Consider the following 24,222-nt stretch of genomic DNA (forward strand, 5'->3'; position numbering starts at 1 on the left):
TTGCCGACAAGGGCTGCAGTTCTCGAAAGATCCGCGCCTAGCTGCGACGACACGGTATCCCGCACACGATCCCCACTCTCCGACCAGATCCTCGGTCGATTGAACCGAGGTACGCGCCGCGGCAGAGCGCCCGGCTTCGACCGATGCATCTACCGCCGCCGCAATGTCGTCGAGCGCTGCTTCAGTCGTCTCAAGCAATGGCGCGGGACGGCCACTCGCTACGACAAGACCCGTGAGTCCTACCAAGCCACCGTCACCATCGCCTCGATCCTGCTCTGGATCTGCCCCTTGAAGACGGTCTCTGGGCCGCCAGCCGGGGCGGAAGTGCGCGTCGGAGACGGTGTAGGGGCTCACGCGGCGGCCTCGCGGGTGCAGGTCTGCCACCCGTGCAGCACCCGTGTGCCGCCCGGCCCATGCACATGCTGCGCTGCACCCGCGACACCTCCGTCGTCCGCACCGTCCGCACCGCCCCGCCTCCGCCGATCCGCCGATCCGCCGACGGCCTGGCGGACTGTCGCGCGCACCGGGGGTCATAGGGGCCTGGAGGCCGTTGTGGGCGAGCGAGGCGAGGTGAGATGGATCCGGGACACTCCTGACGCTCGCTCGTATGAGCGAGGACCGGTGACGGCCTCTGTCGCGCGGTTCCCAGCGCGATCAGGTAATCAGGAACGGTGGACAAGGACGCGACCGACCCCTTCGTGCATGTCCGGGGCGCCAGTGAGAACAACCTGCGGAACATCGATGTCGATGTTCCGCGGGACGTGATGGTCGCCTTCACCGGCGTCTCCGGTTCGGGCAAGTCCTCACTCGCGTTCGGCACGCTCTACGCCGAGGCCCAGCGGCGCTACTTCGAGTCCGTAGCACCGTACGCCCGAAGGCTGTTGCAACAGGTCGGCGCACCGCACGTGCAGGAGATCACCGGACTGCCACCGGCCGTGGCCCTGCAGCAGCGACGCGGGTCGCCCAGCTCGCGTTCGACGGTCGGCACCATCACCACGCTGTCCAATCTGCTGCGCATGCTGTACTCCCGCGCCGGCACCTATCCGCCCCGGGCCGCACGGCTGGAAGCCGAGTCGTTCTCACCCAATACCGCGGCCGGCGCATGCCCGGAGTGCCACGGGCTGGGCGTCGTGCACGACGTCGCCGAGGACCTGCTCGTCCCGGACCCCTCGCTGAGTATCCGCGAGGGAGCGATCGCCGCCTGGCCGGGTGCCTGGCAGGGCGCCAACCTGCGCAGTGTCGTGAGCGGACTGGGGATCGACATCGACCGACCGTGGCGCAGGCTCAGGAAGAAGGACCGGGACTGGCTGCTGTACACGGACGAGCAGCCCTCCGTGTACATCGAGCCGGAGGAGGACCGCGTCGACTACGGCTACCAGGGCAAGTTCTGGAGCGCCCGCAAGCACGTCATGCACGTCCTCGCCGACTCCAGGAGCGAGAAGATGCGCGAACGGGCGCTGCGGTTCGTCAGGAGTGTGCCCTGCCCGGAGTGTCACGGCAGCGGACTGCGGCCCGAGGCGCTCGCCGTGACCTTCGTCGGACGTTCCATCGCCGAAATCAACGCGATGCCGCTCACCGAGGTCGCGGCGCTGCTGCGGCCCGTCGCGGGGCGGTCGGGGGCCGACGCCACCACGTCGACCGCCCGATCCGGGGAGACGACCGAGGTCGCGGTCCGGATCTGCGGCGATCTGGTCGCGCGGGTCGAGGTACTGCTCGACCTGGGCCTCGGATATCTCAGCCTCGGGCGCCGCTCGACGACCCTGTCGCCGGGCGAGGCGCAGCGCCTGCGGGTCGCCACCCAGTTGCGCTCGGGACTGTTCGGCGTCGTCTACGTCCTCGACGAACCCTCCGCGGGCCTGCACCCGGCTGACGCGGAACCACTGCTGGACGTGCTGGACCGCCTCAAGGCGGCGGGCAACTCACTGTTCGTCGTGGAGCACGACATGGACGTCGTACGGCGGGCGGACTGGGTGGTCGACATCGGCCCCGGCGCGGGCGAGGGCGGCGGGCGCGTGCTGTACAGCGGCCCGGTCGCCGGTCTTGAGCGGGTGAGGGAGTCGGCCACGAGCCAGTACCTGTTCGGGCGCGCCAGGCCGCTCGATCACCGCCCGCGCACACCGCACGGCTGGCTGCACCTGAGCGGCGTCTCCCGCCACAATCTGCACGACGTGTCCGTCGACGTACCCCTCTGCGTACTGACGGCGGTGACGGGCGTGTCCGGTTCCGGAAAGTCGACGCTGGTGACGCAGGTGCTCGCCGAGGTCGTCCGCGGCCACCTCGGACTCGTACCCGGGGAGCCCGACGAGGCGCAGCTGGAGGTCGACGTCCGGGACGCGTCGGGGGTCGAGTCGTTCGACCGGCTGGTCCGGGTCGACCAACGGCCCATCGGCCGAACTCCCCGGTCCAACCTGGCCACGTACACGGGAATGTTCGACGCGGTGCGCAAGCTGTACGCGGCGACGGACGAGGCCAGGGCGCGCGGCTACTCGGCCGGGCGGTTCTCCTTCAACGTGCCCGAAGGGCGGTGCGAGACCTGCCAGGGCGAAGGATTCGTCGCGGTGGAACTGCTCTTCCTGCCTGGCACCTACGCGCCGTGCCCGACCTGCCAGGGCGCCCGGTACAACGCCGAAACGCTGGAAGTCACCTACCGCGGCAAGAACATCGCGGACGTGCTGGGGCTGTCCGTCGACGCCGCCGCCGAGTTCCTGTCCGCCGTCCCGGCCGCCTCCCGCAGTCTGGAGACGTTGCGCGAGGTGGGACTGGGGTACCTGCGGCTGGGGCAGCCCGCGACGGAGCTCAGCGGTGGTGAGGCGCAACGCATCAAACTGGCCACCGAACTGCAGCGGGCCCGCCGCGGCCACGCGCTCTACCTGCTCGACGAGCCGACGGCGGGGCTGCACCCCTCGGACGTCGCGCTGCTGCTGCGACAGCTGCACCGACTCGTCGACGCCGGCAACACGGTCGTCCTCGTCGAGCACGACCTGGACACGATCGCCACCGCCGACTGGGTCATCGACCTCGGGCCGGGCGGCGGTGACGCGGGCGGGCGGGTGGTCGCGGCGGGCCCGCCGGCCAAGGTGGCGAGGGCCCGCCGCAGCGCCACCGCGCCCTATCTCGCGGCCCGGCTCGCGCGCTCCTGACGACGGCGCGAGAGGCTGAGCACCGGTCAGCCGGGCTCGGGGCGCAGGGTCGCGCGCGTTGCCCTGCTGCGTTCCAGATTGTGGCGGACATCCATGGCCACCAACGAGGGCTCTCATGGCGGCTCCGGCGGTCGGCTGCACGCCAATTCGGCTCAACGTTGAGGAACACCGGTCATCGGAGTCCGTATCGCCCGCAAGGGCATCGCCTCCAGCGAACGGTCGGAACGTAGGAGGTGGGTCATCGAACGCACCATGGCGGCCACAGCGTTGCGCGGTTGCGCCGTTCATCCGCCTGGCGTTGCCGGCCCGGGGCGCGCTCGGCAGCCGCTGCTTGAGGATGCAGCAGCACCAGAGAAAAATATACTTAAAGCCATTCTTTGGGCATCTAGTCCATTTAAGGCCATTGGATCATTTCATGGAGCGCTGCGCGGCCCGTTCCGGCCTACGTTGACTGTGTGCCGGCCGGAGAACATCTCCGGCCGCACAAATCGAGAGGTCGCCCTCATGCGCTCCACGCGTACTCCTGCTGTCCCCCGGATCCTCCTGGTTGCCGCGATCGCCGTCCTCAGCCTCACGGCACCCACCCTCGCGTCCGCGGCCCCCCGTGCCGACGCGCACAGTATCCGGACCCAGACCAGCTTCGGCATCCTCGGCTTCCCCGGCGCGAACGGCATCAACGGAGCAGGGACCAACGGCGGCACCGGCGGCCTGGGCGGCACCGGCGGCGCTGCCGGAGCCAACGGCAACGGCGGCACCGGGGGCAACGGGGGCAACGCCACCCTCGGTAGCACCGGCGGCAAGGGCGGCACTGGCGGTGCCGGGGGCGCCAATGGCAACGGCGGCGCGGGGGGCACGGGCGGTAACGCCACCCTCGGCGGCACCGGCGGCAAGGGCGGCGTGGGCGGTGTAGGCAACGCCGGGCTCGGCATCGCCGGCGGTAAGGGCGGCAACGGCGGCGCCTCCACGGCCGGCGGCAGCCACACGGGTGGCACCGGCGGCGCCGGCGGCGCCGCCAGCCCGGTATGCCCCGGCAAGCCCGGCGGTGACGGCACCAACGCCACATCCACCGCAGACGGCATCGCCGGCGCCACCGGCGCTGCCGGCAAGACCACCCTCCCCTGCTGAACGGAATACGGCTCTCTGCCCGGGGGCGCACATTCGACCAACCGGACCCTGAGCGGCCGGCGAGACCGCTGGACGGCACCGCAGCACCCCGGGCAGAAAGCCGTACGACGTCACGCACCGAAGCGACCCCCGGAACCTTCCCGGCCGGGGGTCGCTTCGGTGTCCATGGCGACTGTTGCCGGGCGAATCCGGCCGGGTCGATCGCGGCACAGCCAGCACATCCAGAGCAAGGCCCATACCCGGCACGCCCAGAGGCCGACGGACGAAGTCCAGACCGCGATTCTCCCGAGGAACAGCCCGGTGACTGGCGGGAGGCGCTGCGTGTCCTCGCCCATCGCACCAGGCAGGCCGCTCTCCGTCACGAATGGCTGGCCGACCTGCTCGGCGGCCGCCCGACCCTGGGTCCGAACGGCCTCGCCGTGACCGAGGCCACGCTGGCCGCCCTCGACGGGCTCGCCGACGTCGACACCGTCATGCGCATCAACATGCTCGAACGCCAGATGTCCGGCCGCGCCGGTTTCCAACTCCTGCGTAAGCGAGTACTCCTCGCTTCATGACAGCAGCGGCGGTCGCGGCGGCCAGAGTGCTCGACGGTGCCCACGGGTGCCGCTGATTCCCCGAGCGCCGGAGTACCACCGATCACTTGTGGTGGCCGTGTCCCACAACCTGAGCCAGAGCCCGGGAACGGGAGGCGGTCGTGGGGGTTGAGGAGCATCAACACGAGGATCTGTGCCCGGCCCTGGCTCATGCCGCCTGCATGCCGCCGTCGACAGGGAGGACCGTTCCGGTCACGTAGGAGGCTCGGTCGCTGAGGAGCCAGGCGGCGGCCTGGGCGATCTCGTCGGGCTCGGCCGCGCGACGCAGCGGTGTGTGCGCGTTGAGCTGGTCGATGATGCCGGGTGAGCGATCGTTCCATGTGCGCACCATTTCGGTCAGTGTGGTGCCGGGAGCGATGGCGTTGACGCGGATGCCTTCCGGGCCGTAAGTGACGGCCGCCGACTCGGTGAGGCTGTTGACCGCTCGCTTCATCGCACCGTAGGCGGACAGTTCGGGGTTGCCCCTCAGGCTGCCGACGGAGGAGTTGTTGACGATGGCTCCCGTGCCGACGGTGGCCCGGATGGCGGCGACCTCGGCGGACATGGCCAGCCACGGACCCTTGAGGTTCACGGCGTAGACGCGGTCGAAATCCGTCTCAGGCACGTGGTCCATCGGGGCCGGTGGCATGCTCGTCGCTGCGTTGTTGAAGGCGATGTCGAGCTGGCCGTACAGGCCCACGGCGCGGTCGACGGCGGCACGGACGCTAGCCCCGTCGGCCAGGTCACACACCGTGTACTCGGCGGTGCCGCCGGCTGCCCGGATCTCCTCGGTCACCGCCTTGAGCTGGTCCTCCGTGCGGGCTGCGAGCAGCACCCGGGCGCCCTCCCGGGCGAACAGCCGCGCTGCGGCGGCGCCGATGCCGCGCCCGGCACCGGTGATGAAGGCGACCTTGCCGGCCAGCAGGCCCACGGCGGCGGGGATGGAGGTGTCGGTGATCTGTGCATTGTTCATGGCAGCAAGCGTGTGTCCGGGCGTGGAGCCGATCCAGGCACCAGCGGTACCTGGATCGGCTCCTTGGCAGCCACGCACACTGGAGGTATGGATAGACGAGAGCTGGCCGGCTTCCTGCGCAGCAGGCGCGAGGGCATAACCCCTGCCGACGTGGGGCTGCCCGCCGGGCCGCGCCGCCGCACCCCGGGGCTGCGCCGCGAGGAGGTGGCACAGCTGGCGTACATCTCCACCGAGTACTACACGCGGCTGGAGCAGGCCCGCGGCCCGCGCCCCTCGCGCGAGGTACTCGCCGGCCTGGCCCGGGCCCTGCGCCTGTCGGACCCCGAGCGCGACCACCTGCACCACCTCGCCGGCGCCCCGCCCGGCTCGCCGAGCGGGCCCTCACGTGAAGTGCCGCGGAGCATCCTCGACCTACTGCGGCGGCTGCCGCACACCGCGGCGATCGTGCTCTCCGCGACCTACGAGGTGATCGCCTGGAACGACCTGGCAGCCGCCCTCCTGGAGGACTTCTCCCCGCTTTCCCGGCCCGAGCGCAACCTCGTGCGCCGTGCCTACCTCGCACCACAATCGCGGGAGCGGCGGCTGCTGTACGACCCGTTCGACGCGGAGGCGTTCGCCCGTACCGCGGCCCGGCGCCTGCGCGCCGCTGCCGCCCGCTACCCGGACGACCCCGAGGTGGCCACGCTGGTGAGTGAACTTCTCGCCGGCAGCGCGGAATTCGCCCGGCTGTGGGCTGCCCACGACGTACGCGCCGAGCCCGCCCTGCGCAAGACCATCAACCACCCGCTCATCGGCCGCATCACCGTCAACTGCGACGTCCTGGACGTCACCGACCGGGACCAACAGGTCGTGATCTACACGGCCGAGCCCGGCTCCCCGGCAGAAGAGGCACTGCGGCTGCTGTCGGTGATCGGTACGCAGCGCATGGACGTGCCCGGCTGATTGAAGCCCTCCAACACCGGCGCCCCACCGGCCCGCTCAGCAGAACCGGCGGTTCCTCGGCACCGGTCTTCGTTGCGATGTTCCCCACCGCACAGTCCCACCGCGGACAGTCCCACCGCTAGTGAGGTACCCGGCACCAACGTGACCGACCGTGGCATGATCGTGTCATGGAGCACTTCATACGTCCCCAAGGTTCACCGCCTGTCAACGGATACAGCCATGCGGTCGCCTTCACCGGAGCGATGGTCGCCGTCTCGGGTCAAGTTCCCGTGGACGGCAACGGTGATCCGGTCGGCAAAGGGGACCCTGAGGCGCAGGTCCGGCGGGTCTATGCGAATCTGATCGCTGCTCTGGAGGCAGCGGGTTCCGACCTGGAACACGTGGTCAAGCTAACGGTCTATCTGACTGATCTGAACGATCTGGGCGTGTTCCGCAAGGTACGAGACGAGTACCAGGACGCAACGAGCCCTCCCGCTTGTTCCTTGGTGAGGGTCGCCGGGCTGGTTCACCCGGACTTCCGGGTCGAGATCGACGCATTGGCTGTGGTGCCCAGTGCCGGGTAACGACAAGGCACTGTCCGGCGGGTCACGGTCGGAGCCATAAGCGGATTGCTGCTGCGGTGACCGAAACCCCCGCCAAGGGGGCGGGCCGGGAGAGCCCCGGTTCCGGAGGTCCGGCCCGAGCGTGGCTCACGGCCGGTGACGCCGACTGGGGCCTGTGCCTGTACGTCCCGGTGCACCGGGACCCGGGTGACCGGCGTCGTCCCTCCGCTTCCCGGTGTAGTCAGTCAGGATCGGCCCGGGTTCCAGCAGCTCATCTGCCAGGCCGACGACGAACTGGGCTGGCTGGTCCTGGGGTCAGCGGGTCGGCGCCGCGGCTGGGTCAGCCTGGCTTGACCGCCAGCGTCGCAAAATAGTTCGACATATATGGGGCGGATGCGTTGGATTGGTCCGGTGCTTCTGCGAAGCCGGTGAGGACGAACCCCGCGGCGAGTTGCCCGCCGATCTGGCCGGTGAGGGTGTGGCTGTATTCAAGAGGGGCATCCGCGCCGAACTTCGCGGCGCGTTCCTCGGCGGAGTACTGCGTGACATCGCTGTAGGGCAGCTTGTGCACGACGACCAGCTCGCCGCGCTCGTCGAGGGCCTCGTGGTCGAACAAGTACGCATCAGGGTTGAGGAAGCCCGCGAGCAGAGTTCCGCCCGGTCGCAGGACACGGAAGCACTCACGCCACACCGGTGCCAAGTCGGGTACAAACAGGTTCGAGACCGGGTGGAACACAACATCGAAAGCTGCGTCGCCCAAGGCGCTGAGGTCGCGCATGTCACCCAGGACGGTGCGCAGTTCAAGTCCGTCACGCGCCGCCACCATCTGGTCCTGGCCGAGCTGGCGGGGCGAGTTGTCGAACACGGTGACCCGCGCCCCTGCGGCGGCGAGGATCGGACCCTGCTGGCCACCGCCGGAGGCCAGGCACAACACGTCCTTGCCGGCCAGGTCCGTCGGCAGCCAGGAGCGGTCGACCGGCTCACGCCCGATGAGAACAATCGACCAGTCGCCCCTGCGGGCGCGCTCGACATCCTCAGCACTCACCGGCCTCGACCACTCGTTGCCCTCCTGGACATACTTGTCCCAGGCTGCCCGGTTATGGGCACCGGGGTCGACGACAAAATCCTGCACGTTTAACTCCCTGCTACAGCCAAGCGGACACCGGCGGTACCGACAGTTCGGCGCCGCCAGCCAACACGATCACAGGTGCGGGCTCAACGAAATGAGCGCGGTTGGTGCCTTCGGAGCCGGCACTGGTGATCCCGGTGTGCAGGAACGCCAGGATCTCTGGCCACCACGTCTCGACGGTTGTGGCCAGGCGCTGCAGTCGCACCAGGTGGAAGTGGTCCACAACCAGGGCCGCCTGCGGCAGGACCCGGCGGATCTCGTCGATACCGAGCAGGTCCCGTGACCCCCGGACGGGCGCTCAGCGCCTCGTCTCGTACCTGGTCAGGATCACGCCACCGGGAAGCGTCCGCGTCTCCACCAGGTTCAGGTTCACCCAGCTGTCCAGCGCGGTGAAGAACGGCGTGCCGCCGCCCACCAGGACCGGCGCGGTGGCCAGCACGTACTCGTCAATCAGCCCGGCCCGCATGGCCGCCCCGGCGAGCGTCGCGCCGCCGATGTCCATCGGACCGCCGTCCTCGGCCTTGAGCCGGGTGATCTCGGCGACCGCGTCGCCGGTGACCAGGCGGGTGTTCCAGTCGACCTCGTCGGTCGTCGAGGAGAACACCACCTTCGACATGTCCCGCCAGCGGCGCGCGAACTCGATCTCCGCCGGGGTGGCGTTGGGCTGCTGGTCGCCGGTCGGCCAGTAGGAACTCATCGTCTGCCACAGCTTGCGCCCGTACAGCGACAGGTCGGTCGCCTGCAACTGGTCGGACCAGAACTGGAACAGCTCGTCGCTCGGCCCGCTCCAGCCGATGTCGTCGCCGGGCGCGGCGATGTAGCCGTCCAGGGTCAGGTTCATGCCGTAGATCAATTTCCGCATGGCGCCAGCCTTCCGTGAGTCGGTCTCACGCGTACAGACCGGCCCGTCGCGGGAAACTCATCGGCGGCGAGTCCCTGCACCAGCGTACGAACGATCGCGGGAGCAGGCATCCGGGCGCTCCCGCGTGACCTGGGGCGTCCGTTTGGCCGCTTTCCGTCACAGCGGGCGCGGACCGGGGCCGGTGCGGGGCCTGTGAGCGGGTGGGGGCGAGTTCTTCCCTGGCGGTGCTGACCAGGGTGGAGCGAACCCATCCGGTGATTTCGCTCTTCTCCATGGTGATACGGGCCCAGCGCACGGCACGGTCGTCCCGCACGAGGGTCTCTCCCGGCGAATCCAGCTGCCGTGGTCTTCGGAGCGGGCGGGCGGTAGCCACTGCGACCTGCGGAGCACGGCGTTGATCCATGCGAAGGACAGGTAGCACTGCTGCTGGCGGCTCGGACACAGGCAACGGCAGGTGGCCCATTCCGTCCTGGACCTTACGACCCGTACGCACTGCGACACAGGGCCGCTACCTCGGGAGACGTGGCCTGGGACGCCTTCCTGCACAACGGGCGCATGGTGTAGCTGGGATGGGATCGCGGCCTGGGCTTCCGCGCTCGGTGCGGTGAGCTGGGATGGCGGAGGTGTTTCCTCGCCGGGGCGGGCGGTGTCTGGGCCCGGTGGATGCGAGGCACCGCAGCCGGTGCGTACGCCGTTGTCCGGGGGCGGCGAGTTGGGGCGGGCGCCCGGTGGGCCCGTCGGTGGATGCGTCGCTGGACCGTCTTCGCCTTGCGCTTCCCGCCTCTTGCCTGTTTCCCGTCATCCTCGATGCGTTCCAGGGCCGAACGGCCGCGTGGCTGCTGAACATTGGGCAGAACCCGCGCGGACATCAGTGCGTCTGCGGCAGGGGATCGAGTGGCCGGATCTGGACCCGGAACACCGGCCGGGACCGAGACACAGCCTGATGTTGCGAGCAGCACGGCCAGGACGAGGAGCAAGGGGCGGCGAGGCATCATCTGCCCACCGTGGCGTACTCGCCGCCAGCGCGGCAGGTGACGCGCGCGGCCGCCACCGTCCCGGGTGATGTTCGGGTCCCGGAGCTGGAGCGGCTGCGTACCCCGCCGGTGAAGGCGAGCTGGGGCACGAGTGTCATCCAGCGTCGTAGCGGTGGCGCGCGCTATCGATCTCTTCATGGTGGTCCGTGACCCACTGGGCGAGCGCGTGGACGATGGTGCGCAGACTCTCGCCCAGAGGCGTCAGTTGGTACTCGACGCGCGGGGGCACCTCGGCGTAGACGGTGCGGGAGACGACCCCGTCGCGTTCCAGGTGGCGCAGGGTGAGGGTGAGCATGCGCTGGGAGACGCCTGGAACCTGCTGGTGCAGGGCGCCGAACCGCAGGGTACCGCGGCTGAGGATGCCGATGACCAGGACCGACCACTTGTCGCCGATCCGGTCGAGGGTCTCCCGGAACCTTCGGCCGTTGTCCGGCCAGCTCTCGCACGGGTGGGGGACATCGGCAGGCCAGGCGTCGCCCGGGTGCGGGGCGGCGGCACGATCAGGGTCAGTGGTGTGCTCTGCGTACATCAATGTGCCTTTTGTGAGGTCCTCGTTGCATCCCTATGGTGGGGCTACGTACTCATCGTAACCAAGCGAAGGAGCGACATGCCGGTCCAGCGTCTCAACCACGCCGTGCTCTACGTCCGCGACGTCGAACGCAGCGTCGCCTTCTACACCGACTTACTGAACTTCCGCACCGTCTTCCGCGTCCACGCCGACGGCGACAAGGTGCTTGAGGGCGCGTTCCTGCAGGCCGAGGAGTCGACCAACGACCACGACTTGGCCTTCCTCCAGGTCGAGGACCCGGCTTCCCCGCAGGGCCCGGGCCGACGCCCCGGGCTCGCGCACCTGGCGTGGGAGGTGGACACCCTGGCCGAGTTCCAGCAGATCCGCGGCAAGCTGGTGCAGGCAGGTGCGCTGGCCTACGAGACCGACCACGGCACGACCAAGTCGCTGTACGCCAGCGACCCGGACGGCCTGGAGTTCGAAGTGTGCTGGCTGGTGCCCGCCGACAGGATCAACGAGGTGGAGCCCGTAGCCTTCGCACCGCTCGACCTGGACGCGGTCATCGCACAATTCGGCGCCGACCTGCCGGGCGGGACCGGCATCTCCGCTCCGGCCCGCAACTGAACCAGCAAACGCCGTCGTTCCCCGGCGGGCCGTCATGCCCGGCCCGCCGGGGCCCCTCTCCGGGCCCACCCGGCCCGCTGAAGGCCAGTCACCATGCAGTCCACAGAGCATCCGCCAACTTGAAGACGCAGGTCGAGGGGGTGTGTGACGGTCATCCGGGGTGCTTACGCTGGTCATGGGCGGCAGTCCACGGAGTAGATCGTCCGTCAGCGGCTGACTCGCGGGGTGCTGCCCGAAGTGACCGGGTGACCCCAGCCGGTCACAGACTGGGCTGCCGACTTCACAGTCAAGTCGCCGCCCCTCGTCGACAGATCCAGGCGGTACTTCCGGACGGATCATTCTTGAACGCCACGCTCTTGTCGCCGTTGGAGTCGTTCGCCGAGGTCTGGTACTTGGCAGGCGGTGTCGTGACCGTGAGATCGCCGCTGGTCGTGCGGGCCTTGATGTGCTGCGGGGTGTCCGTCTGGATCGTCGCCCGGTACCGGCGTCCGCGACCAGCACCGTGGGCCGACCGTGGCCAGTCCGTCGAGGATGTCCAGCGTGAGCTGCCACTTCGGCCGGTGCCGTTCCGTGTCAGGGATCCGGCAGCGGTGCAGCGGGCCCGGCGGTCGGCAACCTGTTCCCCGTCCCAGCTGTTCGGCAGGAACGACGAATAGGTCAGTTCGCCGCCTCGGCGGAGACGGCGAACTGACCTACCCGGGGGGGCTTTGCCAGAGGGCACGGTCACGTAGCGCGTTCACTGGTCGTGTTCTGCCCGGAAGATGGGCCAGCCGATCTCGGTGGTCCACTGGGAGGGGTCGGGGCTGTGGCGTGCGTCGCGCAGGTAGTACTCACGCAGCGGGCCGGCGACGCTGATCTCGTGCCGTGTCGTGTAGGCGCCCAGTTCGCCGTAGGTGAGATCGACGTCGGCCAGCGGGCCGTGGTGGGTGATGACCGCCAGCTCGGCGGCCGGGACGAGGAACGGCTCGACCCGGCCGATGGGGCGCACGCTTCCCTGCACCGGGACGAAGACCGTGGCCCGGCCGTGTTCGTCCTGGAAGATCTCGCTTGCGTACAGGCCGCCACTGGGCCCGGTCGGGTCCAGACCCTGGGCCTGGACGGCGGCGTGCAGTTCTCCCAGGGCGCCCTGCCACCACACCAGCAGGTCGGCGCGGTCCACGGCTGCGGTGATGCCCATAGCCGGGAGGGGCGGCACCGTGATGTGCTCGATCTGGGCCGCCGCTGGGCGCCGCAGCAGGTTGCGCAGGGATTCGATCGCTGAGCGAGTCTGGGCCAGCTCGGTTTCCAGACGGTCCAGATGGGTGGCGATCACCTCGCCTCGCGCTGTCGCGTCCGAGGCGGCCAGGACCGCTTTGACGTCGGCGATGGGCATGTCCAGGTCTCGCAGCCGGCGGATCACCTGCGCGGTGGGGACCTGGTCGGGCGTGTAGTAGCGGTAGCCGGTGTCGGGATCGACCTGGTCGGGGTCCAGCAGGCCGATCTGGTGGTAGTGCCGCAGTGTCTTGACGCTCAGGTGCGTCACGCGGGAGAAGTCCCCGACCGTCAGTGCCTGCTTCATGGGCCCAGTATCAGCCCTCCCCCTGCTGGAGGGTCGACGCGCGGAACCGGTGTTGACCCTCCAACCACCGGAGCGTCGAACGTAGTGAGCAGGCCGCCGAAGCGGCGGCCTTACACCTGTATCGGGGAGGTCCTTCTCATGTCTGACACCGTACTGATTCCGGTGCTGGCCGAACATGTCCGCGCCGTGAACGCCTTCGACGAGGACGCCGTCGTGGCCACCTTCGCGAGGGATGCCTTCGTCAATGATGTGCGCCGCGAGTTCCGGGGTGCTGCGGCCATCCGCCGCTGGGTGGCCAAGGAGATCGTCGGCGACAAGGTCACCCTGGAGGTGACCGAGGTCGTGGACCACTACGGCGACCAGATCGTGCGCGCCCGCTACGACGGCCAGTACGACAAGACCAACCTGCACGGAGACCTGATCATGACCAACTACTTCACCGTCTGCGACGGCAAGATCACCTCGCTGATCATCGTCCGTAACGAACCCGCTTACTGAGCGCGGACGCCTCTGCCCGTAGCCGTACCTGTGCGCGGATGCGGACGAACGGCCGGCACGCCGCACCGACGGTCCTGGCCCTGCTTCCCCGGGCCCCGCAGCGGGGCGCGGCGGAATCGTGTGGTCAGTTGCCGACCGGGATACGGCCCGGTCGTTTCACAGCGTGGCCCACCAGCACGGTGTCGACGCTTGTGATGGACAGGGACGCGAGGTCCCGGGTGATGAAGCTGTGGAGGTCTTCGAGGTCGCGCAGCCATACGGCGGCGCTCAGGTTGGCCGGCCCGGTCAGAGCGAGGACGCCGTGCACAGCCGGGTGGGCCGCCAGGGCGCGTCCGGCCGCGTCCAGGTGCGCGGGCGGGACCTGGAGGTAGAGGTTGGCGTCGACGTGCAGTCCGAGCCGGCGCGGGTCCACGATCACTTGGGTGACCAGAGCACGGTCGCGCAGCAGCGAGCCCAGGTGCCGTCTGACGGTGGACTCCGGGTGCCCGGTACGCGCGGCCAGGGCGGCGGCGGTGACCCGTGCGTCGTCAAGGAGGGCGTCCGCCAAATCCCGGTCCAGTGGGCCCAGTTCGGCCGGCGGTCCGCTCGTCGGCGGTGCCGGGGTGAGCCCGGTGCGCTCGGCCTCGGTCAGGGCGTCCAGGCGCCAGTCGGTGGCGTCCGCGTAGACGTGCAGGACGGTCTGGGCGCTGACGGAGGTGATGGCCTTGGTGGCGGGCAGTTGCCGGAACACCAGTCGGCTGCGCGGTCCGTCGGCCAGCAGGACGGCGGTGATCTCGTCCCCGCCCGCGGACATGTCGATGAACGGGATGTCGGGCCGGGCCGCCAGCGCAGCGGTGATGGTGTCGAGCTTGCCGCGCAGCACCCTGATGCGCAGCAGCATCGCGGTGGACCCGCTGCCGTGCGGCGGCACGGCGATGACCCGGACCGTTCCGCTGCCCAGCAGCGCCGCCAAGCGCCGATGGACCACGCGGGCGTTCAGTCCCAGGACGCGTGCCGCGCGCTCCGTGGTCAGCCGACCGTCGCACTGCAGGGCGGCGATCAGCCGTAGGTCGGACTGATCCAGGGGCTGTTGCGCCATTGTCGGCTTCATATCTGCAAGTTTCGCTCATCAGAGTGCCTGGATCAGCCGATCGTGCGCCCGCATTCGCCATGGTGGGGACATCAGCACTCGCGTTCGGAGAACCCCATGACCCATGCCGCACTTCTGCCCCCGATGATCCAGGCCGCCCGCGCAGTCGGGAGCTGGCTGGCCGACCGGGAACGCCCGCAGCCGGCCCGCAACATGGCCCGGTTCAAAGCCGTCTTCGACGCCGTCGACACCCCGGCGGCAGCCCTGCTTCACGAGCACCTCGACCCGCTGCGGCCCGGCGTCGCCTGGGCGGAGAGCCTGTACTCCCATCCGCTGCCCGCCGGCGAAGTGTGGGTGGTGGACGTCATGGACGGAGCGGTGCAGTACCTGCAGGGACTGCCGCACTGGTGCGTCAGCCTCACTTTGGTGCAAGAGCGGGAACCGGTGGCCGCCGTGCTGCACAACCCCGGACTGGACGAGACCTACACGGCAGCACGCGGCAACGGCGCGCACCGCAACGGGGCACCGATCTCCCCCTCGGGCAAGCAGGACCTGGCCCTGACCCTGCTTGCCACCAGCCAGCCGCCGTTCGCCGCCACCCAGCCCCAGGCGGCCAAGGCCGCCGGACGCTCCCTGAGCGCGCTCCTGCCGCTGGTCGGCGCGGTCCGCAATCTGGGCCCCACCTCGTGGCAGATCGCCGATTCGGCAGCCGGGCGCATCGACGCGTTCTGGCAGTACGGCCGCGACGACGAGAATCTGCTCGGCGCCGCGCTGATCGCCTCCGAAGCCGGCGCCCAGGTCACCGACGCCGCCGGCCGGCCGTGGCAGGCCGGGTCGGACAGTTTCCTGGCCGGCCCGGCGGTCCTGCACCAGCAGCTACTCGCCCTGCTCGCCGAGCACCGCTGAGTCCCGGTCAGCCCATACCGCCCAGTCCGACGGCTCTCTCCGTCGTCCGGGCTCACCTGGTACGAGCCGCCTTCGTCCACCGCCGTTCCCGGGGCGGTCGACGCACTCGGCCTGCAGCTGACGGACGAGGAAGTGGCCGCTCTCGAAGAGCCCTGCACCAACGCCGGGCCATCCTGGTTCTGAATCCTGTGGACTCCGTCGAAGACGGCGGCCAGGGCGAGGCTCTCGATGGCGCGGAGGCGATCAGCCATGCTGGGTGCGCTCCTCATCCCGGTGTTCGGGGTGGGGAAGGGCGGCTCGTCCCATGCCGGGACGGGCAGGAGCCGGATGCGGAGCTCGCGCCGGTCGGACCAGCAGCCGCATGCCTCCATCTCGGGGAAGGCGCCGCCGATCCACCAGCCGCTCTCGCCGTGGCAGCGCGGGCAGCCCGTGCGGGGCAGGGCGGTGATCTCGCTGCGGTGCCGGTCGGCAGCTTGAGGTGGCCGGCCTTGAGCACGGCGGCCGGCGGCGGCGTGGTCGTTGGCCTTCGGCCGGATAGGGACTGACGTGACAACCTCGTTGAAGGCCGGCCCTTGTCAGTGGCCACCTGTTTTCTTGGGGCACATGAACGACAAGATGAGTCACAGCAATTGCCCGGCGGCGTCTCCAGCCAGAGACGCTCCGCCGACCACAACCTCTGCTCCGGCCTCTCCTTCGGGTAGCCCTCTCGCGGGGGCAGTGCGGGTAGGTTCGACGGCTGTCAGTCGGCGTCGGCGATGAAGTCCGCTATCGCGGCAGCGACAGCTTCGGGCTGCTCGTCCGGGATGAAGTGTCCAGCGTCGGGCACGACGATTCCGGTGGTGTTGTCGGCCCATGGGCTGATGGAGGCGGCCATGTCCGGAACGGAGCCGTGGCTGCTGGAGATTCCGAGGACCGGCACAGTCAGGTGCCGCCCCTTGAGCGCCTCGCGGTTCTTACGCGCTGACTCCGCGGCGTCTCGGTAGTACGCGAGGGAAGCGCGCAGGCCGCCGTCGGCGGCGACGGCCGCCGCGTAGTGGTCGAGCTCGGCGTCGTCGAACGTGTCGGGAGACAGTGCCTTCACCTTCAGGAACCAGCCCACGTAGTCGCGTTCGCGGCCGGCAAGCAGCGTCTCGGGCAGGTCGGGCACGATGTGGAACGCGAAATGCCAGGTTTTCCACGCTCGATCCGGGTCGGTGGGAATCGCCTCCGGGAGAGTGATACCGGGAATTCCCGCGTCGAGCAGAGCGACCCCGCGCAGGTGGCTCTCGAAGTTGAGGGCGAGGGAGAAAGCGACCCAGGCGCCGATGTCGTGGGCGACCAGGGAGTACGTCGACACTCCGAGTGCCTTCACGGCGGCGTGGACGTGCGCGGCGACCGCGTGCGTGTCGTAGCCGCGCTCCGGACGCTCGGAGTGGCCCTGACCCGGCAGGTCGATCGCGATGACGTGGAACCGCTGGGTGAGGCGGGGCATCACCTTGCGCCAGGCCCACCAGGTTTGCGGGAATCCGGCGAGCAGGACGACGGTCGGGCCGCTCGGCCGTCCGCCGTCGACGGCATGGAGGCGGACGCCGTCCGCGTCGACCCAGCGGTGAGTGAATCCGGCCAGATGCTGCAGGGACAGCTCACGGACGGGGTTGCTTTCGGAGACCTGCGGAGTGCTGGTTGCCGGGCCGGTCACGGGGATCCCCTATCGGTTTCAAGCGTGCGGTTGGGACGGTGCAGCTGACGGCGGTGGCTGGGACCACGTGGTGTGTTTCTCGCGCGGTCGCGGAGTGCGCGGTATGCCCGGCCATGACCACGCTCGAAAGCTAACACATCTTGAACTACTTAGTTCAAGATTAGAATGGCGCGCACCACAGTCCGGACCATCGACGCATCGGCGAGGAAGTGCCGCGTGGCAGGCAAGAAGCAGTTCGACATGGACACGGCGCTCGACGCCGCGATGATCCAGTTCTGGCGCGACGGCTACGCCGACACCTCATTGGACGATTTGTCCCGGGCAACCGGCCTGAACCGCAGTTCCATCTACTCCTCCCTCGGCGACAAGGACACCCTCTTCCTGCGCTGCCTGGATCTCTACGCCGCGCGCTATGGCAAGAAGTACGACGCCGCCCTGTCGTGTGCAGCCTCGGAACCCGTTGCCGCTGTTCGTGCGTTCTTCGACGTCACCCTTGAGCGCATCGCCGATCCCGAACTGCCTGATGGATGCCTGATTGCCCAGTCAGCCATGGCAATCCCAGTGCTGAGTCAGAGCGTCGCAGCGCACGCCAGGCAGGCGCTCGGCTTCCAGCGGCTTCGCCTGCGCGGCGCGCTGAAGGCCGGCCGAATGACCGACCAGGGCGCCGAGGCCTTCGCTGTACACGCGGCGGCTGTGAACCAGTCGCTCGCCGTCATGAGCAGGGCCGGGGCGAGCCCCGTGCAGCTCCTGGCCATCGTGGGCGTGACCGTTGACGCGTTGTCGCAGGCGTTGCGCGCGTAACGAATCCGATACGGCCGTCGGACTCGCTGCCTGGTTCGCACAGTCATTTCATGGGTTCGCGAAGGCGGCATCGCCTCGCCCATCACGACCAACCGCGGGCTCGCCGCCCGCCTGCGGCGTCGACCGTGTCGTTCCAGACGGAACACGCACGGAACGCTCACTGACGTTCGGGCCGGCGGTACCTGCTGTGACAGAACCTGGGCCGGCGGTCGCCGAGCGCACTCGGGATATACACGTCTGAGGGGTGTCCCGTAACGGTGAGCCCTCTCCACTGTCCCGGGGCCCCGGTCAGGGAAACGGGTGCGGGTACGGGTTGACCTCCTCCGGGCGGAGCGGCCGGGCGGAGCGGCCGAGGTGGTGCGAGACGGTCAGCACCCGGTCGAGTCCGGTGATGCGGCGCAGATGGTGTCCGAAGGTCATCGGGAGCAGGCCGGGGACGAGGACCTTGACGCAGGAGAGACCGGATGCGGTGTGGACCGGGGTGGTCTGGTCGACGACGATCGCTTCGAGGCCGGTCGCGGCGAAACGGCCCACCAACTCGTCGAGATCCGCACGCAGGTCGGTGTGGCGCGGCCAGGCGTAACGCTCCGCGAGTTCGCGCAGGTTCCGGCGTTCTTGTGGCGGTCGGCCGCCGGGGGCGAGCAGGAAGTCGAGGCGCCGGGCGGCGACCGGGTCGCAGTACAGCAGCGCGTGGTCGTCCATCAGGCGGACGTGCCCGGGGTCCTCGCGCATCCGGGCGGCGTCCTCCGCGCGCTGCGGGTAGATCAGCCGGTACGCCTCGATGGCGGTGACCAGTTCATGCAGTGCGCCGAAGACGCCCCGTTCCGGGTCGAGCCCGGAGCCGCCGGCGCACAGCACGCCGGGGCGGGGCGCCGCGGGCTCCGTGCCGGGAGCGGAGCGCGGCTGTACGTCCACGGCGGCGGCCCAGAAACAGGGGATGCCCTCGGCGCCGGTCACGTCGAAGACTTCGACGCGGTAGCCGGTGCGCTCCTGGATCCGGTCGGCGAGCAGGCCGATCCGCCGGTCGCGCGCGGTGTGCAGGTCGAGCGCGGGCGCCGGCATCCTGGCGTACCAGGTGAGCAGGAACGCGTCGCGCTCCGCGAGTTCCAGCAGGCCGTACAGGGCGGCCTCCTCGACACAGCCGCCGAGCGCGCAGCCGTTGGAGATCTCGGAGACGAACGGCCGGGCGGCCCGCGGTTGGTGACGGCCGAGCCGGTAGTACGCCAGGCTCTCCGGAACCAGGACCGGCTGTTCGCGGGTGAGGGAGTAGCCCCAGACCCACGGCAGGACGAGGCCGGGGTGGTAGGGCTGGAAGGGGAAGCCGGCTTCCTGGTAGCGGTGGGGTTCGTGGCTGCCGGTGGTCGCCGGGTCCAGTACACCGCCGGGGTACCGGGCGGCGAGTTCGCGGTGACTGCCGCGCACCACGGTGCGCCGCCCTCCTGGGCGGCCTCCGCCGAGCCGCTCCAGCGCCTCCGCTATCGCGGTGACCCTCGCGGTACGGAAGTCGAGCGCGCGGCCGTAACCGCCGTCGACCGACTCGGGCGGGCCGGCCTTGGCCTCCGCGAACGGCAGGGTGTGCAGTCCGCGGGTCCGCAGTCCCTTGAGCACGCCGGTCTCGTCGTCGGCGTAGCGGGCTTCCAGCGCGGCCCGCTCGGTGCGCAGGTCCCGGACCCGCAGGACCTCGGGGTCCGGCTTGGGCCGGGGGACGCGTGGGATCGCCGCGCGGGCCGGGGAGTCGTCGGGCAGGCTGCCGCAGTCGCGGCAGTGGGGGTCGGGCAGAAAGAGGTGCCGGGTGATCTCCAGGTCGGCGAGGCGGACCATGGTGACGGCCTGTCCGGTGGCCGCCGCCGCGCCGAGCCGGCTCAGCGCGAGGTGCGCGGCGAGGTCGGCTGCGATCGGGGTGAGCAGCGGCGAGACCGTGCCGGTGAGGCGGCTGCCGTAGGCGGTGCGCAGGGCCGCCTCCTCCGCCGCGTCCGCGCGTGCTCCGGCGCGGCGCGCGGCGAGGCAGCGGTGACAGCCCGGGGCGCCGGGGCGGACCAGCGGGCCGATGACCACGCGATCCAGTTCCGCGGCGACGAGCAGGAACGAGTGCCCGCCGGCCACCAGCTCACGCGCACCTTCTGACGCCGCGTCGGGTGTGTCGGCCGCCAGGATCCTGATCCCGGTCCGCGGCGGTGGCAGGGCGCCGGAACGGCGGACGAGGGCCTGGCCGAGCAAGCCGCCGTCGTGGTGCACCCGGGCGGCGGCCGGCAGGAGGTCATCAGTCATCGCAGCGCACCGCTCTCAACAGGTGGGGCAGGATCCCGGTGGCGGCCGGATCATGGTCGAGCGGCACGATCAGTGTGCCGTGCGAGGGGCCGCGCCGGTCGCGGAGCGCCGCCGTCACCGCCTCTTCGAAGGTGGCGCCCGAGCCGAGACCCCGGGGCGCGTGCGGGCCCCGCGCGGTGACGGAGGCCGCCGGAACCAGGTGGGCCGTGCCGTGCTCCGGAGACCAGGCCCACAGCGAGGGCCCGCCGGGGGCCGGGACGAACCGCCGGGGGTCGACGGCGAGCAGTGCGTAGAGCGCCAGAGCGCGTCGCGCGGTGCGAAGGCGCGCCGTGGTGAAGTCGCGGCCGGTGGCGTGGACCCGGTGCGCTGCCCGGCCGGTGCGCGGGTCACGGACCAGGGCCCTGGAGGCGTGCCGGGGGAACTGCGGCAGAGCTCCCTCCTCCAGTTCGGCGAGCAGCCCGGCGCGCGGGTCGATGCAGCCCGCGGCGCGCCGGGAGAATTCCCCGGGGCCGACGGTCCGCCCGTCGCGCAGGGCGGCGATCCCGGCGAGGAACCGCGCCGCGGACTCCGGCGCCGCGGGCAGTGCGGCCGGGTGCGGCCGGTAGGGGTGGCGGGTGGTGGTCAGGGTCGCGGTGTCCAGCCGGACCAGCGGTTCCGGCTCACTCGCCGCGCCGGCGGCGGGACCGAGAAAGGCCTGCTGGAAACGGTGCGCCAGCAGGGTGGCGGCGAACTCGGCTGCTTCGTAGGGGTATTGAGGTGTACGAGGGGCGGCCTGCGTGCCGTGCACGCGCAGCCAGCCACCGAGCCAGCCGCCCTCGGTGCGTTCCGGGCCGGGGCCCAGCCACCAGGACTCCGCGTCACGGACAGCCGCGGCGAACCGCAGGCCGTGTGCGCGGCACTCCTCGTCGAGCCGGGCGACGGACTGCGGATCGTCGCCCGCCGCGAGCAGCAGCAGTGCGTCGTGGCCGCCGGCCGCCACCGCGGTCCGGGCCGCCGCGTGGTCGGTCACCGGCGTGATGGCGGAGAGCCCGGTCAGCCGCAGCGCGTCCGTCAGTGCGCCCACCGTGGGAGGAGCGCAGAGGACCAGCACCCGCAGCCGCGGGTAGGAGGCGGTGTGCCGGTCCGGGCCGGGAGCGGCCCGGTCCGCCAGCAGGCCGTGGCGGTCGATGAGCTGGAGGATCCGCAGCACCACGGTGCGGCGGTCTCCGTCGAGGCCGTCGAGCAGCTGGTCCACGGTGCGGGTGCCGTCCAGGAACGGGGCGAGCCGGTCCAGCCAGCCGGCGATACCGGGCGCGGCGATCAGGTCGGTGCCGCGGCTGGACCGCACATAGACGGTGCCGCTGCCGCTCGGCGTCAGGAAGACGTCGGGGCGCAGGAGAGGTGCGGAGTCGGAGGTGATCACTGTGTCCTCGGCCGGGAAGGGGGCGGTGCGGCCGGGAGGTCCGGGACGATCACAACGGGCCTTCCTGGCCGAGCAGATGACAGGCCGGTGTCCCGCTGCCGCGTTCCCGGCCCAGCAGCACGGCGAGCAGCGTGGTGCGGTCGGGGTGGGTGCGCAGGACGGCGTCGGCGGCCGCGGTGTCCACGTCGCAGCGGAGTCCGGCGCCGAGCCCGGCGCGCGCGGCGGCCAGGCCGATCCGCTGACCGATGACGCCCGCCCGCAGGTTGAGCATCCGGTACCAGCGGTCTCCGTGGGCGGGATAGCCCGCCTCGTAGTCGCCGGTCACGAGTACGGCGCAGGCAGCCTCGAAACCCGCCAGCTCCCCCGGTCCGCCGGGCGGGAACAGGTCCCGTGGCGTGACCTCCCCGGTGACCGGTACGAGCCGGCCTGTGCTCGGGTCGTGCCGGTGGCAGCCCGCTTCCAGCCCGGTGACGCGCTGGGCGACCACGTACAGGTCGCAGTCGGCCGGGGCGGCGTGGTCCAGGGGGACCGGGCAGGCGGCCTCCGCCAGGACCTCGCCCAGGGCGGCCGACGGAACAGGGACCGGCTCGAAGCCGGAGCGGGCCGTACGGCGGCGCAGCAGAGGCGCGTCGGGCGTGATCGCGCCCGGAGTCCGGGCGGTGACGACCGCGTGGACGCGCTCCGCCGCGGGGTCGAGGCCGAGCAGGCGGCCCAGTTCCTCCTCCGCGAAGCGCGCGTGCGCCGTCGGCGCGGCACCGGCCGACTCCAGCAGGGTGAGAGCCTGCCCGGTCAGCACGCCGGTGTCGAGTGCTTGCAGACGGTGGCCGAAGAGCCCGTAGCGGGCCAGATTCGCGTCCAGCCGACTGGTGATCAGCAGGACTGATCCCGGTTGTTCGTGCGGCGGCCGGTCCAGCGCGCGGGCGAGGTCGTCACGCAGGTCGGCGGAGGAGAGGAGTTCGAGTGCGTGAGCCGCCGGCAGATAGTGGCAGAGCCCGGCGGCGGTGGCCGCGTACACCTCAGCCGGGTAGGTGCCGCCGCCGGACGGCACCGGCCGGCCCGCACCCACACCCGCGGCGGTCCAGTCGACCCGGGTGACGCCGTTGAGCAGCGCGAGGAGTGCGCCCAGACTCTCCAGGAAGGCGGCCCGACCGTGGGCGGCGGAGGGTGAAGGGAACGCCGGCGGGAACGGCAGGGGGAGGACGGGCACGCCCGGGTGGTGCTTGGGCGCGGTGCTGCCCGCCGCCGGGTCGATGGTGGGCAGCACACGGCCGTGCCGTGCGTGGTAGCGGCGCGCCGCCGCCCCTCCGTTCTCCGCGGGCGGAGGGCAGGCACCGGGCGGGGCGGTCCTCATCCGTGTGTCCGTTCCGGTGCGGTCGCGTTCTGCGGCATACCGGGAGCGCTCGCGGCGGTGGCCAGGACCAGTTCGAGCGCGCTGACCCCGTAGACCTCCTCCACCGCGTCGGCCGCGAGGTGGCAGAGCAGATAGCGCGTCAGGCCGGGCAGCCCGAGCCGGGAGAGATGGAGGTAGGTGTAGTTGAGCATCAGGCGGTAGCGCAGGAAGCGCGGATCCCGGTACATCATCTGCTTGTACGTGGCGCTGCCGCTGATCGCCCGGTGCAGCGGGCTGGTCGTGAGCAGTTCGCCGATGCCGTTCTCCTCGTCGGTCGGGATCTCCGTCTCCGGGATCTCGCCGGCCTCGTACAGAGCGGTCCAGCGAGTGCCCAGCGGATCGATCGCGGCCACCCAGCGGTGCAGTTCCGCCGCCCCGCCCGGCCCTGCCGCGGCCCCGGCGTCCGGCGCCCCGGGCTCTGCCGCGCCGGAATCGAAGGCCGCGACCACGGCGCGCACCTGCGCGGTGAGTACCGCGCTGTTGGCCGCGTACCGCTGCTCGAAGGCGTCCCGCACCTGGGGGCCGACCGTGCTCAGGTAGCCCTCGGCGTGCGAACGGAAGGAGACGAACCCGCGGCGGATCGAAGGGTCCTGCGGGTGCCGGCAGAGTGTGTGCGCGGTGGCGAGCATCAGGCGCAGGGCCAGCGTCTCGCGCGGCAGCCCCGCGGCGACGGACTCCAGGTGCTCGAACAGCAGGCCGTTGGTCCGCTGGTAGAAGAGGGCCAGCTCGTCGGCGCCGACCGGACAGCCCAGCACGTCGACCCGGCGGTCGTGCTCCTCCCAGGTGATCGAGTTGTCCCGGTAGAAGGGCGTCAGCGGGCCGGGTTCCCGTTCGGCCGCGGCGAGGCGGCGGTGCAGGGGCAGCAGACCGTCCTCGTCGAGGGGAGCCGCGGTGGACGGCCGTGCCCGCAGATGTCCGCCGACCAGTTCGGAGACGGCGGGCTCCACTAGTCCGGCGAAGACGGCGGGCGTGGCCCGGACCACCAGGCGCAGATGGGGGCCGCGGCGCCAGTGCCGCAGCACATAGGCCGATTCGACGTGACCGGCGCAGCGCTCGATCACCGGCCGTACGGCGTGCAGGATCAGCTGGTCGGTGTCGTCACCGAAGTACGCGATGTGGGCCGCGCGCCACTGTGGCTCTTCCGGCTGCGGGACGGCTGTCACGGGAGTCCTCCTCTGCGGTTCTCTGCTGTCCGTGC

Annotated in this window: 21 protein-coding genes and 1 pseudogene; 10 read left to right on the forward strand and 12 right to left on the reverse strand. The window is 70.9% G+C overall.

Annotated elements, in window-relative coordinates; translation table 11 throughout:
• Positions 1-671 precede the first annotated feature (671 nt).
• From uvrA to OG285_RS36475, 3 genes and pseudogenes are all read left to right on the forward strand, one after another.
• Positions 672-3,140 (forward strand): excinuclease ABC subunit UvrA, encoded by a 2,469-nt coding sequence (uvrA, locus tag OG285_RS36465; protein WP_331760146.1) that lies wholly within the window; start codon positions 672-674, stop codon positions 3,138-3,140.
• Between the two features lie 504 nt (positions 3,141-3,644).
• Positions 3,645-4,265 carry a hypothetical protein gene (locus OG285_RS36470; RefSeq protein WP_331760148.1) on the forward strand — a complete coding sequence of 207 codons (621 nt, stop codon included), beginning with the start codon at positions 3,645-3,647 and terminating at the stop codon, positions 4,263-4,265.
• A gap of 258 nt (positions 4,266-4,523) precedes the next feature.
• A pseudogene (locus OG285_RS36475) lies at positions 4,524-4,744 on the forward strand (TetR/AcrR family transcriptional regulator C-terminal domain-containing protein); the annotation flags it as partial.
• Positions 4,745-5,009: 265 nt separating this feature from the next.
• Here OG285_RS36475 and OG285_RS36480 read toward each other — a convergent pair.
• On the reverse strand, positions 5,010-5,813 hold the full coding sequence (locus OG285_RS36480; RefSeq protein WP_331760149.1) for a glucose 1-dehydrogenase: 804 nt from the start codon (positions 5,811-5,813) through the stop codon (positions 5,010-5,012).
• Between the two features lie 87 nt (positions 5,814-5,900).
• On the opposite strand from OG285_RS36480, the gene OG285_RS36485 reads away from it, so the two are divergent.
• Entirely contained in the window at positions 5,901-6,755 is an 855-nt protein-coding gene (locus OG285_RS36485; RefSeq protein ID WP_331760150.1) for a helix-turn-helix transcriptional regulator, read from the forward strand.
• A gap of 167 nt (positions 6,756-6,922) precedes the next feature.
• Entirely contained in the window at positions 6,923-7,318 is a 396-nt protein-coding gene (locus OG285_RS36490) for a RidA family protein (RefSeq protein WP_331760151.1), read from the forward strand.
• Positions 7,319-7,637: 319 nt separating this feature from the next.
• Here OG285_RS36490 and OG285_RS36495 read toward each other — a convergent pair whose 3' ends face one another.
• The 4 genes from OG285_RS36495 to OG285_RS36510 form a co-directional block, all read right to left on the reverse strand.
• Positions 7,638-8,429, reverse strand: a complete 792-nt coding sequence (locus OG285_RS36495) for a class I SAM-dependent methyltransferase (RefSeq protein WP_331760152.1) — start codon at positions 8,427-8,429, stop codon at positions 7,638-7,640.
• A gap of 13 nt (positions 8,430-8,442) precedes the next feature.
• Positions 8,443-8,649, reverse strand: a complete 207-nt coding sequence (locus OG285_RS36500; RefSeq protein WP_331760582.1) for a hypothetical protein — start codon at positions 8,647-8,649, stop codon at positions 8,443-8,445.
• Between the two features lie 75 nt (positions 8,650-8,724).
• Positions 8,725-9,288 (reverse strand): dihydrofolate reductase family protein, encoded by a 564-nt coding sequence (locus OG285_RS36505; RefSeq protein ID WP_331760153.1) that lies wholly within the window; start codon positions 9,286-9,288, stop codon positions 8,725-8,727.
• 1,128 nt (positions 9,289-10,416) lie between these two features.
• Positions 10,417-10,851, reverse strand: coding sequence for a helix-turn-helix domain-containing protein (locus OG285_RS36510; RefSeq protein ID WP_331760154.1), 435 nt, complete (start codon positions 10,849-10,851; stop codon positions 10,417-10,419).
• A gap of 78 nt (positions 10,852-10,929) precedes the next feature.
• Between OG285_RS36510 and OG285_RS36515 the strand changes: the two genes are divergently transcribed.
• Entirely contained in the window at positions 10,930-11,454 is a 525-nt protein-coding gene (locus OG285_RS36515) for a VOC family protein (RefSeq protein ID WP_331760155.1), read from the forward strand.
• A gap of 736 nt (positions 11,455-12,190) precedes the next feature.
• Here the strand turns inward: OG285_RS36515 and OG285_RS36520 are convergent.
• Entirely contained in the window at positions 12,191-13,012 is an 822-nt protein-coding gene (locus OG285_RS36520; protein WP_331760156.1) for a MerR family transcriptional regulator, read from the reverse strand.
• A 138-nt stretch (positions 13,013-13,150) separates the two neighbouring features.
• On the opposite strand from OG285_RS36520, the gene OG285_RS36525 reads away from it, so the two are divergent.
• Positions 13,151-13,510, forward strand: a complete 360-nt coding sequence (locus OG285_RS36525; protein WP_331760157.1) for a nuclear transport factor 2 family protein — start codon at positions 13,151-13,153, stop codon at positions 13,508-13,510.
• Between the two features lie 124 nt (positions 13,511-13,634).
• Here OG285_RS36525 and OG285_RS36530 read toward each other — a convergent pair whose 3' ends face one another.
• Entirely contained in the window at positions 13,635-14,588 is a 954-nt protein-coding gene (locus OG285_RS36530; protein WP_331760158.1) for a winged helix-turn-helix transcriptional regulator, read from the reverse strand.
• Positions 14,589-14,696: 108 nt separating this feature from the next.
• Between OG285_RS36530 and OG285_RS36535 the strand changes: the two genes are divergently transcribed.
• The gene (locus OG285_RS36535; protein WP_331760159.1) at positions 14,697-15,485 is read left to right on the forward strand and encodes an inositol monophosphatase family protein; all 789 of its coding nucleotides are present in this window, start codon (positions 14,697-14,699) and stop codon (positions 15,483-15,485) included.
• A gap of 249 nt (positions 15,486-15,734) precedes the next feature.
• On the forward strand, positions 15,735-15,962 hold the full coding sequence (locus OG285_RS36540; RefSeq protein WP_371793710.1) for a hypothetical protein: 228 nt from the start codon (positions 15,735-15,737) through the stop codon (positions 15,960-15,962).
• Positions 15,963-16,224: 262 nt separating this feature from the next.
• Here OG285_RS36540 and OG285_RS36545 read toward each other — a convergent pair whose 3' ends face one another.
• Positions 16,225-17,163: an alpha/beta hydrolase gene (locus tag OG285_RS36545; protein WP_331760161.1), complete on the reverse strand. Its 939-nt coding sequence runs from the start codon at positions 17,161-17,163 to the stop codon at positions 16,225-16,227.
• Positions 17,164-17,379: 216 nt separating this feature from the next.
• Here OG285_RS36545 and OG285_RS36550 point away from each other — a divergent pair, with 216 nt between their 5' ends.
• Complete coding sequence (locus tag OG285_RS36550; RefSeq protein WP_331760162.1) at positions 17,380-17,964, forward strand: TetR/AcrR family transcriptional regulator; 585 nt, start codon at positions 17,380-17,382, stop codon at positions 17,962-17,964.
• Between the two features lie 288 nt (positions 17,965-18,252).
• Here the strand turns inward: OG285_RS36550 and OG285_RS36555 are convergent, their stop codons facing one another.
• Genes OG285_RS36555 through OG285_RS36570 form a run of 4 tightly spaced genes read right to left on the reverse strand, consistent with a single transcriptional unit; the run spans position 18,253 to position 24,187 of the window.
• Entirely contained in the window at positions 18,253-20,232 is a 1,980-nt protein-coding gene (locus OG285_RS36555; RefSeq protein ID WP_331760163.1) for a TOMM precursor leader peptide-binding protein, read from the reverse strand.
• The gene (locus tag OG285_RS36560; protein WP_331760165.1) at positions 20,225-21,634 is read right to left on the reverse strand and encodes a hypothetical protein; all 1,410 of its coding nucleotides are present in this window, start codon (positions 21,632-21,634) and stop codon (positions 20,225-20,227) included. Before OG285_RS36560 ends, OG285_RS36555 begins: the two co-directional genes overlap by 8 nt.
• Positions 21,635-21,683: 49 nt before the next feature.
• Positions 21,684-22,985, reverse strand: a complete 1,302-nt coding sequence (locus OG285_RS36565) for a hypothetical protein (protein WP_331760167.1) — start codon at positions 22,983-22,985, stop codon at positions 21,684-21,686.
• On the reverse strand, positions 22,982-24,187 hold the full coding sequence (locus OG285_RS36570; protein WP_331760169.1) for a thiopeptide maturation pyridine synthase: 1,206 nt from the start codon (positions 24,185-24,187) through the stop codon (positions 22,982-22,984). The genes OG285_RS36565 and OG285_RS36570 overlap by 4 nt, the downstream gene beginning before the upstream one ends.
• Positions 24,188-24,222: the final 35 nt, after the last annotated feature.

Origin of the sequence: Streptomyces sp. NBC_01471 (assembly GCF_041438865.1) — a bacterium.
Lineage (GTDB): Bacteria > Actinomycetota > Actinomycetes > Streptomycetales > Streptomycetaceae > Streptomyces.